Origin of the sequence: Streptomyces sp. NBC_01283, from assembly GCF_041435335.1 — a bacterium.
GTDB lineage: Bacteria > Actinomycetota > Actinomycetes > Streptomycetales > Streptomycetaceae > Streptomyces.
This window is the reverse complement of record NZ_CP108430.1, coordinates 2,687,471-2,704,253: the sequence shown is the minus strand read 5'-3', so window position 1 is coordinate 2,704,253 and position 16,783 is coordinate 2,687,471. Positions and strand designations below refer to the sequence as shown.

Below are 16,783 nucleotides of genomic sequence, written 5' to 3'. Positions count from 1 at the left end.
TGTACTTGTCATGTGTCGGCGTGGCGGCTCCGGGAGCGCCCCGCCGATGCAACACCCCACTATGCCCATGTGATTGGGGACGAATGACGGCGGGGTCGTGAAGGTTTCCGGCGACCCCGCCGTCGTACTTCGAGCAGCCTTTGCTGGTCAGCTACGCGTCGGCTACTTGTCGGCGAACTTCTTGCTCACCGCGCCGTAGATGCCCTTGGCTTCCTTGCCGAGCCGCGGACCGGCCAGCCAGCCGGCCGACACCGGGCCGATGGAGGTGTTGGAGACCAGGGCGGGCTTGCCGTCCGAGCCCTCGGCGACCCAGCCGCCGCCGGACGAACCGCCGGTCATCGTGCAGCCGATGCGGTACATCGTCGGGTCGGGCTTGCTGATCGAGAGCCGGCCCGGCTTGTCGGCGCACTGGAACGCCTTCTGGCCGTCGAACGGCGGAGCCGCCGGGTAGCCGGTCGCCGTCATGTCGCTGATCTGGGGCACGGCCGGGGCGTTGAAGTCCACCGGGAGAGCCGAACCGACCTGCTCCTCGAGCGACTGGCCCTCGCTGCCCTTCTCGGGCGTCACGTGGATGACCGCGAAGTCGTACGGCGCGCCCGTGCCGCCCGTCGGGCCGCCCTTCTCGATCCACTGGTCGGAGGTCTGTGCCCAGTCACCCCACCAGACGCCGTGCGGAGCCACCTCTTCCTTGGGGGCGTTCTCCAGCTCGGCGGCCGACTTGCCGCTGTTGTTGTACGAGGGCACGAAGGCGATGTTGCGGTACCAGCCGCCCTTGGCGCCCGCGTGCACGCAGTGACCCGCGGTCCACACCATGTTGGACTTGCCCGGGTGCGCCGGGTCCTCGACGACGGTGGCCGAGCAGACCATCGAGCCCTCGGGAGCGTCGAAGAACAGCTTGCCCGAGGCGGGAGCGCTGGCGTCGTACGGCGTCTTCAGGGCCGCCGCCTCCACCGGCTCGGGCGTCGGGTCGGTCACGCCCTGGTCACCGGAGATGTCGTTGTCGTCGACGCCGCGGTCGGGGTTCTTGTCCGCGTCCCGCATGCGGTCCGAGTCCCACAGACCGTCGATGATCGGGTTGACGTAGTCACCGGCTTCGCGGAGCCAGTCGTCCTTGTCCCAGTTCTTCCAGGCCCCGTCCTTCCACTTGTCCAGGTCGATGCCGTGCTCCTTGAGCCGGTCCTGGAGGTCCTGCGGAAGCCTGACCTTGTCGCCGTCGTTGCCGTCGTCGGCGGGCTGGGAGGCGGACGGATCGTCGCCCGCGTTGTCCTCGCTCGGGCCGCAGGCGGTCGCGGTCAGAACGAGCGCCGCGCCGATGGCGACAGCGGCCGCCACGGGGGAGGTTCTGCCGCGCGCGCTCCTCCCACGACGAGCGGTCTTGAGCGGGCGTATGGGTCGCATAGAGAGAATCCCCCTGGGCTTCGACAACGTGCACATGCCGGACATCGTGCGCCGCACGGTGCGTTGAGCACCGACTTTGGTGGCGCTGCACACCCTGTTGCGGATGAACGGCACCCCACACTATGCCGGTGCCGTAGGGGACTACCGACGGAACGGCAACGGTTCCGTCACGGCAAGGATCTTCCGATTACCCGTGTTCCCCCGCAGCCCCCGTCGTTGGTACGTACGGGGGACTGGCGGCCTGCGTTCATCTCCTCTGCCAACTCGTCGGCGCACCAGCCCAGATCGAGTGGGAAGCGCCCATTCCCAGCGGGAGGACCAACAGTCGTGGCCGTGACCGAGCCGGCGCCCGCGGCGGTTACCGCGGGGCACTCCGCAGCACATGAGGGAATCCTGCGACGCCAGTCGGCGCGTGAGTCGGCGGCGCGCACCTATGCGCGCGCCCTGCCGATCGTGCCGGTACGGGCGCGCGGTCTGACGATCGAGGGCGCCGACGGGCAGCGCTATCTCGACTGCCTCTCGGGTGCGGGGACCCTCGCCCTCGGGCACAACCATCCGGTCGTGCTCGAGGCGATCCGAAAGGTCCTCGACTCGGGGGCTCCGCTGCACGTCCTCGACCTGGCCACACCGGTCAAGGACGCCTTCACCACCGAGCTGTTCCACACGCTGCCCCATGGCCTCGCCGACCGCGCGCGGATCCAGTTCTGCGGCCCAGCCGGCACGGACGCGGTGGAAGCCGCGCTCAAACTCGTGCGGACGGCGACCGGGCGCGAGGGCATGCTCGCGTTCACCGGCGCCTACCACGGGATGACGGCAGGGGCGCTCGAAGCATCCGGCGGCGCACCGGACGTACGCGTCGCGCGCCTGCCCTACCCGCAGGACTACCGCTGCCCGTTCGGCATCGGTGGTGCGGACGGCGCGGAACTCGCGGCCCGCTGGACCGAGAACCTCCTCGACGACGCCAAGTCGGGTGTGCCCCAGCCGGCCGGGATGATCCTCGAACCCGTGCAGGGCGAGGGCGGCGTGATCCCCGCCCCCGACGACTGGCTGCGCCGGATGCGCGAGCTCACCGCCGCACGCTCGATCCCGCTCATCGCGGACGAGGTCCAGACCGGCGTCGGGCGCACCGGTGCCTTCTGGGCCGTCGAGCACAGCGGCGTGGTCCCGGACGTGATGGTGCTCTCCAAGGCCATCGGTGGCAGCCTGCCCCTGGCGGTCGTGATCTACCGCGACGACCTCGACGTCTGGCAGCCCGGCGCCCACGCGGGCACCTTCCGCGGCAATCAGCTCGCCATGGCTGCGGGCGCGGCCACCCTCGCGTACGTCCGTGAGAACGGCCTCGCGGAACGCGCGGGAGTTCTGGGCACCCGCATGCTCGCCCAACTGCGCTCCCTGGCCTCCGAACACCCCTGCATCGGCGATGTCCGCGGCAGGGGCCTGATGATCGGCGTCGAACTCGTGGACCCGGCCGCGCCGGACGGCACAGGCACTTCGGGCGGCAACGGCACCCCGAGTGCCACCGCCGGACTCCTGTCGCGCTCCCCGCGGCCGCCGTCCCCGGCGCCCGAAATCGCCGCAGCGGTGCAACGCGAATGCCTGCGCCGCGGCCTCATCGTCGAGCTGGGTGGACGGCACTCCAGCGTCGTACGCCTCCTTCCTCCTCTCACCATCACGGACGAGCAGGCGGCCGCAATCCTCGACCGCCTCTCCGACGCGATCTCCGCGGCGGCGCGTCCGCACCACGGATAGCCACACCGGACCCGGGCCGTTCCACCTCACGGACGGCCACGAGACATCAGCACAGCTCCAGCCCGTCGCCCCGGAGCCCGAACGACTTCACAAGGAAGCCCTCTTGAACGCCACCCCCGCATCCGACGGTCCACCCCACCCCCACGTCCCAGGCGCGTGCGGCACGCAATCCTCGCTGGTGGCGGAGCCCGGTACGGTCCCCCGGCAGAAGGGAGGCCGGCAGTCCGGGCAACTGCGAGGCGCGACCGCCGATCTCCTGGAGCACCCCGATCCGCACACCGCCGCGCAGGTGGCCGCCATCGAGAACCTCCTGCGCTGCTGGGTACGCGAGAACGACTTCCCCGCCCCCGAACAGGGCGCACTCCGTATCCCGCTCGAAGCCAGCGGCACCGCCCTCCTCGTCCCCGTGTACTACTGGTCGGCCACCGGCTGGCACCGCTTCGGCCTCCCGTACCTGGAAGACGGCCCCCAGAGCGCACCCCCGGCCGACGCCGTCACCGTCGCCGCCCTGCTGGGCCGCGAGACCGGCCAGCGGAGCGGAGCCACCGATCCGGACGGGCAGGCAGAGGCGTGGGCCGGCATGGTCACAGGCGCCAACCCCATCCCCAGCCCTGGCAGCGACGGCGACAGCGACGGCGATCGGGTCGAGGGAGGGGACCTCGTCGGCCGCGTCGCCGATTCGGTGCGGCGCACCGCCACTTTCATCGCCGACCGCCGGAACAACCCCGGCGACGAGCCCGACCTCTTCCTCGCCGCAGAACAGTCCCTGCTCCTCGGCCACCCCCTGCACCCCACTCCGAAGAGCCGCGAGGGCCTCTCGGACACCGAATCCCGGCTCTACTCACCGGAGTTGCGCGGCGCCTTCGCCCTGCACTGGCTCGCTGTCGCCCCGTCCGTCCTCGCCACGGACTCGGCCTGGACCGAGCGCGGACGGACCCTCCCGGCCGAGCAGCTCACCGCCCGCCTCGCCGGTCCGGACCTGCCGCTGCCACAAGGTCACGTCGCCCTGCCGCTGCATCCGTGGCAGATGCGCGAGCTCAGGCACCGCCCCGCCACCGCCGCTCTCCTGGAAGCGGGCCTCCTCCAGGACCTCGGCCCCCACGGCGCACCGTGGTACCCGACCTCCTCCGTACGCACCCTCTACCGCTCGGGTGCCCCGGCCATGCTGAAGCTGTCGCTCGGCCTGCGCATCACCAACTCCCGTCGTGAGAATCTCCGCAAGGAACTCCACCGCGGCGTCGAGGTCCACCGGTTGCTGCGCAGCGGCCTCGCCGAGCAGTGGCAGGCGGTCCACCCGGGCTTCGACGTGATCCGCGACCCGGCCTGGCTCGCCGTGACCGGCCCCGACGGCGCCCCCGTGACCGGGCTCGACGTCATGATCCGGCACAACCCCTTCGGCCCCGGAGACGACGCCACCTGCATCGCGGGACTCGTCTCGCCCAGGCCGTCACCGCACTCCACAGGGCACGACCGCGCTCCGATGCGCTCCCGGCTCGGCGAGATCGTCACCCGCCTCGCCGGACGGACGGGCCGCCCCCGGGGAGCCGTCGCCACGGAGTGGTTCCTGCGCTACCTGGAGAACGTCGTACGCCCCGTGCTCTGGCTGGACAGCGAGGCAGGTGTCGCCCTGGAAGCCCACCAGCAGAACACGCTCCTGCTGCTCGACGCCGATGGCTGGCCTGTGGGCGGCCGCTACCGCGACAACCAGGGCTACTACTTCCGTGAGTCCCGACGCGCCGAACTCGGCCGAAGGCTTCCCGGCATCGGCGAGCACAGCGACACCTTCGTGTCGGACGAAGTGGCGGACGAGCGCTTCGCCTACTACCTCGGCATCAACAACGTCCTCGGTCTCATCGGAGCTCTGGGCGCCCAACGCCTGGCCGACGAGCAGCTTTTGCTCGCGGCGTTCCGCCGCTTCCTCGGCGACACCGTCTCCGGTCCGGCTGCGCTGCGCACTCCACTGCCCGCGCTGCTTCTCGACTCACCCGTGCTGCGGTGCAAGGCCAACCTGCTGACCCGTCTCCGCGGTCTCGACGAACTCGTGGGCCCGGTCGACACCCAGTCCGTCTACGTCTCCATCGCCAACCCCCTTCATCCCTGAGGAACATGACCCACTCTTTTTGAGAGGAGCGACGCCGTGCCTCCGCCTCCCCCCGATGCGAGCACCGACGCCGGAACCGAGCCCGCCACCGAGTCCTCCGCCACCGAGTCCTCCGTCGTCGAATCCGTGACCGAGCCCTCCGTCGCTGACGGGGCAGACATCCAGGACACCCTGGACCTGCGGCTCCCGGACGAACTCATCGCACTGTTCGGCGCGAGTGACGCGGCCGTGGCGCAGGGCGCGTACGCCGGACGCATCGGAGCCGACGCACGCACGGCAGACAAGGCCCCGGCACGTAGGGCCGCATCGTCAGCCGACGACCTGCTCGACAACGTCGCCGACTGGGGCCCTGCGACCACCTCGGCCGGTGTCTTCCAACTCGTCCCCGTACGTACCGAACGTGATCTCCCCCTCATCAGCCGGTGGATGAACGACCCCGCCGTGGCGGCATTCTGGGAGCTGGCCGGCCCCGATGCCGTCACGGAGGCACATCTGCGTGCCCAGATCGACGGTGACGGACGCAGCGTCCCCTGCCTCGGTGTCCTGGACGGCACGCCGATGAGTTACTGGGAGGTCTACCGCGCGGACCTCGACGCGCTGGCCCGGCACTATCCGGCCCGCCCGCACGACACCGGTCTTCACCTCCTCATCGGCGGTGTCGCCGACCGTGGCCGAGGGCTCGGCACCTCTCTGCTGAGAGCCGTCGCCGACCTTGTGCTCGACCGTCGCGCCTCATGCGGGCGCGTCATCGCAGAACCCGACCTTCGCAACACCCCCTCCGTCTCCGCATTCCTGAGCGCCGGCTTCCGCTTCGCCGCCGAAGTCGATCTCCCCGACAAGCGCGCGGCGCTCATGGTCCGTGACCGGGCCCTGCGCGCAGTGCTCTGACCCGCTCACTCTTAGTACACCGCTCGACCTGATCCGGTTCCCTCCCGGAGGAGTGCCCGTGCCGAACCCGTCCGTCCCCCCGACGTCCCGAGAGCCGTCCGCTCTCTACGATCCGCCCGAGCTGACCGCGGACAGGTGGGCGAGATGCGGGCGCCGCCTCCTCGCCAAAATGGTCGGCGAGTTCGCCTACGAGGAGATCATCAAGCCCGTCCCCGCCGGACCGACGACGGGCGACGGGAAAGGGGACGCTTACAGCCTCCGCCTTGACGCCGATGTCGACGCCGGCGCCGACGCCGAGTGCGATGCCCCAGCCCAAGCCGATGGCGATGGCGTCGGCATAGGCGTAGAAGACGGCGAGCGCGGCGAAGTCCCGGGACCGAAGGCGTCCCGCCTCCTCTTCCGAGCCAGCCGCGGCTCGTACGGCAGTTGGCATGTCGACCCGGCCAGCCTCGCCCTGACCGAAGGCGAGGGACCGCCGCTCCCCTTCGGCGATCCCCTCCGCTTCCTCACCCGGGCCCGCCGCACCCTGGGAATCGACGGCGCCACCCTCGGCCACCTCATCCGCGAGCTGACCGTCACGCTCTCCGCCGACGCCCGGCTCGACCAGACGGCCCGTACCGCGGCGCAGCTCGCCGACCTCGGCTACGCCGAACTCGAAGGGCACCAGACCGGCCACCCCTGGCTCGTCCTCAACAAGGGCCGCATCGGTTTCTCCTCCAGTGACACCGCCCAGTGGGCGCCCGAGGCCCGCCGCACCACGCAGCTCCCGTGGATCGCGGTGCACACCGACATCGCCGCCTACCGAGGCGTCGCCGGCGTGGACACGGCACAGAAGCTCTACACACGTGAACTCACCCCCGCCACAAGGGAGTCCTTCGCGGGCATACTCAGGGCACGCGGCCTCGAACCGCACGCCTATCTGTTCTTGCCGGTGCATCCGTGGCAGTGGGACGACATCATCCTGCCCCTCTTCGCCCCTTCCGTCGCCGCGGGCGCGATCGTGCCCCTGCCCACCGACGGCGATCTGCGGTTGCCCCAGCAGTCCATTCGTACGTTCCTGAATCTGTCCCGTCCCGACCGGCACACGGTCAAGCTGCCGCTGTCGGTCCTCAACACCCTGGTGTGGCGCGGGCTCCCGACCGAACGCACCCTGGCGGCCCCCGCCGTCACCGCGTGGATGCACGCCCTGCGCGACGCCGACCCCTTCCTGCGTGACGAATGCCGGGTGATCCTGCTCGGCGAGGTCGCGTCGGTGACCGTCGAGCACCCGCTGTACGACGGCCTTCCCGAGGCCCCTTACCAGTACAAAGAGCTGCTCGGCGCGATCTGGCGCGAACCGATCACCCGGTATCTCGCTCCCGACGAGCGCGCCCGCACGCTTGCCTCCTTGTTGCACACCGACGCGCACGGCAGGGCCTTCGTTGCCGAGCTGGTCGACCGCTCGGGTCTGGCCCCCGAGGCCTGGCTGCGGCGCCTCTTCGGCGCCCTGCTGCCGCCGCTCCTGCAGTTCCTGTACCGGTACGGCACCGTGTTCTCCCCTCATGGGGAGAACGCCATCGTCGTCTTCGACGACAAGGACGTACCCGTCCGGCTCGCGGTGAAGGACTTCGTCGACGACATCAACGTCAGCGCCGAGGCCCTTCCCGAGCACGCGTCGATGCCGGACGACGTCCGTGACGTACTGCTCACCGAACGTCCCGACTTCCTCACGCAGTTCATCCACGCGGGGCTCTTCGTGGGTGTCTTCCGCTATCTCGCCCCGCTCTGCGAGAAGCAGCTGGGCATCCCGGAGCACACCTTCTGGTCTCTTGTCCGCGCCGAGATCCTCCGCCATCAGGCGCGCGCCCCACAGCTCAAGGAGCGGTACGAGATGTTCGACCTGCTCACCGAGCGCATCGAGCGGCTGTGCCTCAACCGGAACCGGCTTCACCTGGACGGCTACCGGGACCGCCCCGAGCGCCCGCATGCCGCCGTGCACGGGAGCGTGCCGAATCCTCTGCATCAGCCGTGATCGAAGGATTGTCAGTGGAGACCCGTAGGGTGGTCGCGCTATGACAAAGCCCTCCCTTCCCGAGCTCCTGCACGCCGCCGTCACCGCCGTCGGCGGCACAGAGCGCCCTGGCCAGGTGACGATGGCCGAGACCGTCGCCGAGGCGATCGACGACGGTTCCCATCTGCTGATCCAGGCCGGGACCGGCACGGGCAAGTCCCTCGGCTATCTGGTGCCCGCGCTCGCGCACGGCGAGCGCGTGGTGGTGGCGACGGCCACGCTCGCGCTGCAGCGTCAGCTCGTGGAGCGCGATCTGCCGCGGACGGTGGATGCCCTGCATCCGCTGCTGCGCCGCCGCCCCCAGTTCGCCATGCTCAAGGGCCGGTCGAACTATCTGTGCCTGCATCGCCTCCACGAAGGGGTGCCGCAGGAAGAGGAGGAGGGCCCGGGCCTCTTCGATCAGTTCGAGGCCGCCGCCCCCACCAGCAGGCTCGGCCAGGACCTGCTGCGGATGCGCGACTGGGCGGACGAGACTGAGACCGGCGACCGGGACGACCTCACACCCGGGGTCTCCGACCGCGCCTGGTCCCAGGTGTCCGTCTCCTCCAGGGAGTGCCTGGGTGCGTCGAAGTGTGCGTACGGAGCGGACTGCTTCGCCGAGGCGGCGCGGGAGCGGGCCAAGCTCTCCGAGGTCGTCGTCACCAACCACGCGCTCCTCGCGATCGATGCCATCGAGGGCGCCCCCATCCTTCCTCAGCACGAAGTGCTGATCGTGGACGAGGCCCACGAACTGGTCTCCCGGGTGACCGGCGTCGCCACCGGGGAGCTCACCCCGGGCCAGGTCAACCGCGCCGTGCGCCGAGCCGCCAAGCTCGTCAACGAAAAGGCGGCAGACCAGCTCCAGACCGCCTCCGAAGGCTTCGAGCGAGTGATGGAGCTGGCGCTCCCCGGCCGCCTCGAGGAGGTCCCGGAGGACCTCGGGTACGCGCTGATGGCCCTGCGTGACGCCGCCCGTACGGTCATCTCGGCCCTCGGCTCAACCCGCGACAAGTCGGTCCAGGACGAGGACGCCGTACGCAAACAGGCCCTTGCCTCCGTCGAGACGATCCACGACGTGGCGGAGCGCATCACGAACGGCTCCGAGTGGGACGTCGTCTGGTACGAACGGCACGACCGCTTCGGAGCCTCGCTGCGGGTGGCGCCCATGTCCGTGTCGGGCCTGCTCCGCGAGAAGCTCTTCAGCGATCGCTCCGTGGTCCTCACCTCCGCCACCCTCAAGCTCGGCGGCGACTTCAACGGGGTGGGGGCCTCCCTGGGGCTCGCCCCCGAGGGCACCGCGTCGGAGGACGCTCCGGTCTGGAAGGGCCTCGACGTCGGCTCGCCCTTCGACTACCGCAAGCAGGGGATCCTGTACGTCGCCCAGCACCTGGCCCGGCCGGGGCGTGAAGGCACGCGCAGCGACATGATCGAGGAGCTGGCCGAGCTGATCGAGGCGGCGGGCGGTCGTACGCTCGGCCTGTTCTCCTCCATGCGCGCCGCTCAGAACGCTGCCGAGGAGCTCCGTGGCCGCCTTGACATGCCCATCCTGCTGCAGGGCGAGGAGACGCTGGGCGAGCTGATCAAGAACTTCGCGGCGGACTCGCGGACCTGCCTGTTCGGGACGCTTTCGTTGTGGCAGGGCGTCGACGTGCCCGGCGCCAGCTGCCAGTTGGTGGTCATGGACAAGATCCCCTTCCCGCGACCCGACGACCCCCTGATGAGCGCGCGCCAGAAGGCGGTGGACGACGCCGGTGGCAACGGCTTCATGGCGATCGCCGCGACGCACGCGGCGCTCTTGATGGCGCAGGGCGCGGGGCGGCTGGTGCGGGCCTCGGCGGACCGTGGAGTGGTCGCCATCCTGGACCCCCGGCTCGCGACCGCGCGCTACGGCAGCTATCTGCGGGCTTCGCTTCCCGACTTCTGGTACACGACGGACCGTAATCAGGCGCGCCGCTCCCTGGCCGCGATCGACGCGGCGGCCAGGGCGGATCCCAAGCCCAACCCCAAGCCCGATCCCAAGGCCAATCCTCAGGTGGACGGCGAGGACGAGGCCGCAGAGGAGTAGAGAGGCGGCCGGCTCCAGAAGCCCCTCCGGGCCTCTGGAGCCGATGCCTGGAGACGCAGCAGGGCCCCGGAACCGGCGCAGTTGGTTCCGGGGCCCGGTCAGGGGCGGATGCTCACACTCGCCGCAGCACCGCCACCACCTTGCCGAGGATCGTCGCCTCGTCACCGGGGATGGGCTGGTACGCGGAGTTGTGAGGCAGCAGCCACACGTGTCCGTCCTCGCGCTTGAACCGCTTCACCGTCGCTTCGCCGTCGAGCATGGCGGCGACGATGTCGCCGTTCTCGGCGACCGGCTGGCGGCGCACCGTCACCCAGTCGCCGTCGCAAATCGCGGCCTCGATCATCGAGTCGCCGACGACCTTGAGGACGAACAGCTCACCGTCGCCGACGAGCTGCCGGGGGAGCGGGAAGACGTCCTCCACCGACTCCTCGGCGAGGATCGGGCCACCGGCTGCGATGCGGCCGACCAGCGGGACATACGAAGCGGCGGGCTTGCCCGCGGTGTCCGTGGGCTGGCTGCTGGGCTGGTCCGAGCCCCGCACCTCGTACGCACGCGGGCGGTGCGGGTCGCGGCGCAGGAAGCCCTTGCGCTCCAGGGCCATCAGCTGGTGAGCGACCGATGAGGTGCTGGAGAGGCCTACCGCCTGCCCGATCTCCCGCATGGACGGCGGGTACCCCCGCCGCTGCACCGAGTCCCTGATGACCTCGATGACACGGCGCTGTCGGTCGGTGAGGCCCGAACTGTCGGCGCGGATGCCCGGAGGTCGACCCGGCAGGGAGCGTGTGGGCTTGGGGCCCTCCGGGTTCGTGGCGTCATTCATGGCATGCACCGGCTCGAGTCGGCTCTGGCGGTCCTGGGCAGTGATGGTGGCACTGTCTGCGGTGGTGGTCACGTCGGTCGGCCCCTCTCGAGATTGTCTCCCTAGTTAGCCAACGGTAGTTGCTTTCGAAAGGTTGCGCCAAACACACGTTCGAGTGAAAAATCGCAGAATGCCTGCCGCGATCATGCGTCTGGGTGTATGGCTAACGTTCGAGCCGACTGGCATTTCGGTTCATTACGGTACGCTTCACCGCCAGGGTCGTGGCCCCCTCGGTGGGGCTCCCATACTGCCACTCGTCGCCCGGTCAACCCGGCACCGCCCCCTTCTCGTGCGGCGCGCGAGGTGAGCTCGTGCCGTTCCCGGCGGGCCGTGGGTACGCGACACGCGATGGGGCCGGATTTACGGCCAAACCCCAGATCTAGTGGTTGGATTGCAGCCGCAGCCCAGAAGTTGTGGTCCCGGGTCTTTCCAGGCCTCGGGCATCGCCTATGCTTGGGGCTGCTTCGAGGGCCCCATGGGCCTGTTGAGGCCTATGAGTCGTGTCGTGAAGGAGGGTTGGGAGTTTCATGCACTGCCCCTTCTGCAGGCACCCCGACAGTCGCGTGGTCGACAGCCGCACCACCGACGACGGCACCTCGATCCGCAGGCGCCGTCAGTGTCCCGACTGCTCCCGTCGTTTCACGACCGTGGAGACGTGTTCGCTGATGGTGGTCAAGCGCAGCGGCGTGACCGAACCGTTCAGCCGTACGAAGGTGATCAACGGCGTACGGAAGGCGTGCCAGGGGCGGCCGGTCACCGAGGACGCCCTCGCCCAGCTCGGCCAGCGGGTCGAAGAGGCGGTGCGGGCCACCGGGAGTGCCGAACTGACCACGCACGACGTGGGTCTGGCCATACTCGGTCCGCTGCAGGAGCTGGACCTCGTGGCCTACCTGCGCTTCGCCTCCGTGTATCGGGCGTTCGACTCGCTCGACGACTTCGAGGCTGCCGTCGGGGAGCTGAGGGACCAGCGGGAAAAGCGGCTCGACGAAGAGCCGCAGGGCGCCGGCGGGGAGCCCGGCGTGAACGACTGCGGGCCCGGAGGGACTGTCGAAGTCCCGGTGCCCGCCACTGCCGCCGACTGACCGGCCCCAGCGGCCGACGGCGACACACACAGACCTGCTTGCGGGGCGCCTTCGTGGGCTTCGCGGCACCAGACAACACCGTGTCACGGGAACATCGTGGCACTTCAGGGCGTTTTAGCCTGATACAGGGAGGCGGCATGACCGAGACGACGAGCGGCCCGGCACGAGGTTCCCGCGCCAAGGGATCCAAGGCCAGCAAGGGTCTGCGTATCGAGCGCATCCATACGACGCCCGGCGTGCATCCGTACGACGAGGTGGTCTGGGAGCGCCGAGACGTCGTCATGACCAACTGGCGCGACGGCTCGGTCAACTTCGAGCAGCGTGGCGTCGAGTTCCCCGACTTCTGGTCGGTGAACGCGGTCAACATCGTCACCAGCAAGTACTTCCGCGGGGCCGTTGGCACCCCGCAGCGCGAGACCGGCCTCAAGCAGCTGATCGACCGCATCGTGAAGACGTACCGGAAGGCCGGCGAGGACTACAGCTACTTCGCTTCGCCCGCCGACGCCGAGATCTTCGAGCACGAGCTGGCGTACGCCCTCCTGCACCAGATCTTCAGCTTCAACTCGCCGGTCTGGTTCAACGTGGGCACGCCCCAGCCGCAGCAGGTCTCCGCCTGCTTCATCCTGGCTGTCGACGACTCCATGGACTCGATCCTCGACTGGTACAAGGAAGAGGGGATGATCTTCAAGGGCGGCTCCGGCGCCGGCCTGAACCTCTCCCGCATCCGTTCCTCCAAGGAACTGCTGTCCTCCGGCGGCAACGCCTCGGGACCGGTCTCCTTCATGCGAGGTGCCGACGCGTCCGCAGGAACGATCAAGTCGGGTGGCGCCACGCGCCGCGCGGCCAAGATGGTCATCCTCGACGTCGACCACCCCGACATCGAGGGCTTCATCGAGACCAAGGTGAAGGAAGAGGAGAAGATCCGCGCCCTGCGTGACGCGGGCTTCGACATGGACCTGGGCGGCGACGACATCACGTCCGTCCAGTACCAGAACGCCAACAACTCGGTCCGCGTGAACGACACGTTCATGAAGGCGGTCGAGGAGGGCGGCAAGTTCGGCCTGACGTCCCGCATGACGGGCGACGTCATCGAGGAGGTCGACGCCAAGTCGCTCTTCCGCAAGATGGCCGAGGCCGCGTGGGCCTGCGCCGACCCCGGCATCCAGTACGACGACACCATCAACGCCTGGCACACCTGCCCGGAGTCCGGCCGGATCAACGGCTCGAACCCGTGCAGCGAGTACATGCACCTGGACAACACGTCCTGCAACCTCGCCTCGCTGAACCTGATGAAGTTCCTCAAGGACGACGGCCTGGGCACCCAGTCCTTCGACGCCGAGCGCTTCTCGAAGGTCGTCGAGCTGGTCATCACCGCGATGGACATCTCGATCTGCTTCGCGGACTTCCCGACGCAGAAGATCGGCGAGAACACCCGCGCCTTCCGCCAGCTGGGCATCGGCTACGCCAACCTCGGCGCCCTGCTGATGGCCACCGGTCACGCGTACGACTCCGACGGCGGCCGCTCCCTGGCCGGCGCCATCACCTCGCTGATGACGGGTACGTCGTACAAGCGCTCGGCCGAGCTCGCCGCGGTCGTCGGTCCCTACGACGGCTACGCCAAGAACGCCACGCCGCACAAGCGCGTCATGAAGCAGCACTCCGACGCCAACGCCACGGCCCCCCGCGTCGACGACCTGGACACCCCGATCTGGGCCGCCGCCACGGAGGCCTGGCAGGACGTGCTCCGCCTCGGCGAGAAGAACGGTTTCCGTAACTCCCAGGCGTCCGTCATCGCCCCGACCGGCACCATCGGTCTGGCGATGTCCTGCGACACCACGGGCCTGGAGCCCGACCTCGCCCTGGTCAAGTTCAAGAAGCTCGTCGGCGGCGGCTCGATGCAGATCGTCAACGGCACCGTGCCGCAGGCCCTGCGTCGCCTGGGCTACCAGGAGGAGCAGATCGAGGCGATCGTCGCCCACATCGCCGACCACGGCAATGTGATCGACGCCCCCGGTCTGAAGCCCGAGCACTACGAGGTCTTCGACTGCGCGATGGGCGAGCGTTCCATCTCCGCGATGGGCCACGTCCGGATGATGGCGGCCATCCAGCCGTGGATCTCCGGCGCGCTCTCCAAGACGGTCAACCTCCCCGAGACGGCCACCGTCGAGGACGTCGAAGAGGTCTACTACGAGGCGTGGAAGATGGGCGTCAAGGCGCTCGCCATCTACCGCGACAACTGCAAGGTCGGCCAGCCCCTCTCCGCCAAGAAGAAGGAGCAGGAGAAGGCCGAGGTCACCGCTAAGACCGAGGACACGATCCGTGCCGCGGTCGAGAAGGTGGTCGAGTACCGCCCCGTCCGCAAGCGCCTTCCCAAGGGCCGCCCGGGGATCACCACCTCCTTCACCGTGGGTGGCGCCGAGGGCTACATGACCGCCAACTCCTACCCGGACGACGGTCTCGGCGAGGTCTTCCTGAAGATGTCCAAGCAGGGCTCGACCCTCGCCGGCATGATGGACGCCTTCTCGATCGCGGTCTCCGTGGGCCTGCAGTACGGCGTTCCGCTGGAGACGTACGTCTCGAAGTTCACGAACATGCGCTTCGAGCCGGCCGGCATGACGGACGACCCGGACGTGCGGATGGCGCAGTCGATCGTCGACTACATCTTCCGTCGCCTGGCGCTGGACTTCCTGCCCTTCGAGACGCGCTCCGCGCTCGGCATCCACTCGGCCGAGGAGCGTCAGCGTCACCTGGAGACGGGTTCGTACGAGCCGTCCATGGACGAATCGGACGTCGACGTCGAGGGTCTGGCACAGTCCGCTCCCCGGCAGCCCGAGGTCCTGAAGGCGGTCGCCACGCCGAAGGCCGAGGCCGAGAAGCCCGCTCCGCAGCAGGCGCACACCAGCGCCGAGCTCGTCGAGATGCAGCTCGGTATCCAGGCCGACGCGCCGTTGTGCTTCTCCTGCGGGACGAAGATGCAGCGGGCAGGCTCCTGCTACATCTGCGAGGGCTGCGGCTCGACCAGCGGGTGCAGCTGACCGGCTGATCTAGCCGAGTGAGGGGTTGGCGGAGCCGGTCGGCTCCGCCGACCCCTCACCGCGTTCTCAGAACTCTCCGCCCATCAGCGCGGCGAAGGACGTCGGGTCCGCGTCGAAACCGCGGATGATCTCCCGGAAGGACCACGCGCCCGACTCGTCCCGGGTGAACTCGGCGACGGTGGCCGCCGTGGACCCGGAGACTCCGGAGAGGTCGGTCAGGGAGAGGTCCGTGTACCCGTGACGGATACGGACGGAGGTGCTCGGGATGTCGCCGAAGACCTTCTCCCCCTCGTGGGGCTGTATGGCCACGCCGACCACCACGCGCGCGTACGTGGCCGCCAGCCGGCCGAGCTCCAGGGTCATGACCTCGTCGAAACCGAAGCCCTGTCCCGTCTTGCTGTCCCTGTTGAGAGTGATCGTCCCGTCGGGGGAGCGGCTGCCGAAGTGCACCAGGTATACGGGGCTGCCGTGCGGAGCCTCCGCCGTATACGTACCGGCGATGATGTCGAGATCGTGCGGCCGCGAGCCGACAGGGCTCGGATCCCACTTGAGCCCCACCTCGACCTTCTCAATTCCCTTGCTGACACTGCTCACCAGAGATCCCCCTCCTCGTAGTCCCCGCTAGCGCCGATGCTCTAGGCATGTCCAACAGACACGCTACGACGCATGACTGACATCGCTGAATTTCGCCGGTGGGAAAGGCTGTTGGCATGCGGGCGCGGTCGTGTGGATCATTGCCTCCATGACATGGAACGGGGAAGAAGCGGACATCGAGGCCTATGTGGCCAGAGTCGGCCACAAGGGGGACATGAAGCCTGACTTCGACACCCTCCGGGCGCTCCATCGCGCGCATGTGGCGTCGATCCCTTTCGAGAATCTGGAGATGATGGTCGGCCGGCCCGTGCCGCTGGATCTGGTGGCGCTGCAGGACAAGCTGGTGCGGCGGCGCAGAGGCGGCTACTGCTACGAGCAGAACCTCCTGTTCGCCGCGGTCCTGGAGCGGATCGGCTTCGCCGTCACGGGGCTCGGTGCGCGCGTCCGGGCGGGTGCCTCGTCGCGCCGCGCGGTGACGCACATGCTCCTGAAGGTCGAGGCGGACGGACAGCAGTGGCACTGTGATGTCGGTTTCGGCGGCCTGGGACTGCTCGAACCGGTCCCCATGGGGGACGAGGGCGATGTCCGGCAGGACGTGCGACAAGGAGAGTGGCGGTTCCGGATCGTCCAGGAGGCGAACGGCGCGCGGGTGTTGCGTACCGAGCACGCGGGCGGCTGGTTCGACCTCTACGAATACACGCTGGAAGAACGGCTTCCCGTCGACTACGTAGTGATGAACCACTACACATCGACCCACCCCATGTCGTCGTTCATCCGCCGCCCGGTGATCCAGAGGGCCGCTCCGAATGTGCGCCGCACTTTGGTAGGTGAACGTTTGACGGTGACGCGACCGGACGGCACATCGGACGAACGTGACGTATCCGCCCGGGAGTTGGGGGATGTTCTCGACCGTGAGTTCGGTATTGAACTGAGCGCCGAGGATCGCGCCGAGCTGATCCGGGCGCACTACGCCGGAGCGTGAC

Annotated in this window: 11 protein-coding genes; 8 read left to right on the top strand and 3 right to left on the bottom strand. The window is 69.2% G+C overall.

What is annotated here, in order from left to right; genetic code table 11:
* Nucleotides 1-162: 162 nt before the first annotated feature.
* Nucleotides 163-1,398, bottom strand: coding sequence for a serine protease (locus tag OG302_RS12165; protein ID WP_371526816.1), 1,236 nt, complete (start codon nucleotides 1,396-1,398; stop codon nucleotides 163-165).
* 327 nt (nucleotides 1,399-1,725) lie between these two features.
* Between OG302_RS12165 and OG302_RS12160 the strand changes: the two genes are divergently transcribed.
* The 5 genes from OG302_RS12160 (at nucleotide 1,726) to OG302_RS12140 (ending at nucleotide 10,230) form a co-directional block, all read left to right on the top strand.
* Nucleotides 1,726-3,147 carry a diaminobutyrate--2-oxoglutarate transaminase family protein gene (locus tag OG302_RS12160; RefSeq protein WP_371526815.1) on the top strand — a complete coding sequence of 474 codons (1,422 nt, stop codon included), beginning with the start codon at nucleotides 1,726-1,728 and terminating at the stop codon, nucleotides 3,145-3,147.
* Between the two features lie 103 nt (nucleotides 3,148-3,250).
* A complete protein-coding gene (locus tag OG302_RS12155; protein ID WP_371526814.1) occupies nucleotides 3,251-5,248 on the top strand; it encodes an IucA/IucC family siderophore biosynthesis protein in 1,998 nt (665 codons plus the stop codon).
* A gap of 36 nt (nucleotides 5,249-5,284) precedes the next feature.
* Nucleotides 5,285-6,136, top strand: a complete 852-nt coding sequence (locus OG302_RS12150) for a GNAT family N-acetyltransferase (RefSeq protein ID WP_371526813.1) — start codon at nucleotides 5,285-5,287, stop codon at nucleotides 6,134-6,136.
* A gap of 58 nt (nucleotides 6,137-6,194) precedes the next feature.
* The gene (locus OG302_RS12145) at nucleotides 6,195-8,147 is read left to right on the top strand and encodes an IucA/IucC family siderophore biosynthesis protein (RefSeq protein WP_371526812.1); all 1,953 of its coding nucleotides are present in this window, start codon (nucleotides 6,195-6,197) and stop codon (nucleotides 8,145-8,147) included.
* Nucleotides 8,148-8,187: 40 nt separating this feature from the next.
* Nucleotides 8,188-10,230 carry an ATP-dependent DNA helicase gene (locus tag OG302_RS12140; protein WP_371526811.1) on the top strand — a complete coding sequence of 681 codons (2,043 nt, stop codon included), beginning with the start codon at nucleotides 8,188-8,190 and terminating at the stop codon, nucleotides 10,228-10,230.
* 112 nt (nucleotides 10,231-10,342) lie between these two features.
* Here the strand turns inward: OG302_RS12140 and lexA are convergent, their stop codons facing one another.
* Nucleotides 10,343-11,122 carry a transcriptional repressor LexA gene (gene lexA, locus OG302_RS12135; RefSeq protein ID WP_367045483.1) on the bottom strand — a complete coding sequence of 260 codons (780 nt, stop codon included), beginning with the start codon at nucleotides 11,120-11,122 and terminating at the stop codon, nucleotides 10,343-10,345.
* Nucleotides 11,123-11,616: 494 nt separating this feature from the next.
* On the opposite strand from lexA, the gene nrdR reads away from it, so the two are divergent.
* Nucleotides 11,617-12,171 (top strand): transcriptional regulator NrdR, encoded by a 555-nt coding sequence (gene nrdR, locus OG302_RS12130; RefSeq protein ID WP_371526810.1) that lies wholly within the window; start codon nucleotides 11,617-11,619, stop codon nucleotides 12,169-12,171.
* Between the two features lie 137 nt (nucleotides 12,172-12,308).
* Entirely contained in the window at nucleotides 12,309-15,206 is a 2,898-nt protein-coding gene (locus tag OG302_RS12125; protein WP_371526809.1) for a vitamin B12-dependent ribonucleotide reductase, read from the top strand.
* Nucleotides 15,207-15,272: 66 nt separating this feature from the next.
* Here OG302_RS12125 and OG302_RS12120 read toward each other — a convergent pair whose 3' ends face one another.
* Nucleotides 15,273-15,800, bottom strand: a complete 528-nt coding sequence (locus tag OG302_RS12120; protein ID WP_371526808.1) for a TerD family protein — start codon at nucleotides 15,798-15,800, stop codon at nucleotides 15,273-15,275.
* Between the two features lie 148 nt (nucleotides 15,801-15,948).
* Between OG302_RS12120 and OG302_RS12115 the strand changes: the two genes are divergently transcribed.
* Entirely contained in the window at nucleotides 15,949-16,782 is an 834-nt protein-coding gene (locus OG302_RS12115; RefSeq protein ID WP_371526807.1) for an arylamine N-acetyltransferase, read from the top strand.
* Nucleotide 16,783: the final 1 nt, after the last annotated feature.

Bases quoted from the DNA above. Each gene is read 5' to 3' on its own strand.
- OG302_RS12140 (WP_371526811.1), top strand. From the start codon at position 8,188: ATGACAAAGCCCTCCCTTCCCGAGCTCCTGCACGCCGCCGTCACCGCC.
- nrdR (WP_371526810.1), top strand. From the start codon at position 11,617: ATGCACTGCCCCTTCTGCAGGCACCCCGACAGTCGCGTGGTCGACAGC.
- OG302_RS12125 (WP_371526809.1), top strand. From the start codon at position 12,309: ATGACCGAGACGACGAGCGGCCCGGCACGAGGTTCCCGCGCCAAGGGA.
- OG302_RS12165 (WP_371526816.1), bottom strand. From the start codon at position 1,398: ATGCGACCCATACGCCCGCTCAAGACCGCTCGTCGTGGGAGGAGCGCG.
- OG302_RS12115 (WP_371526807.1), top strand. From the start codon at position 15,949: ATGACATGGAACGGGGAAGAAGCGGACATCGAGGCCTATGTGGCCAGA.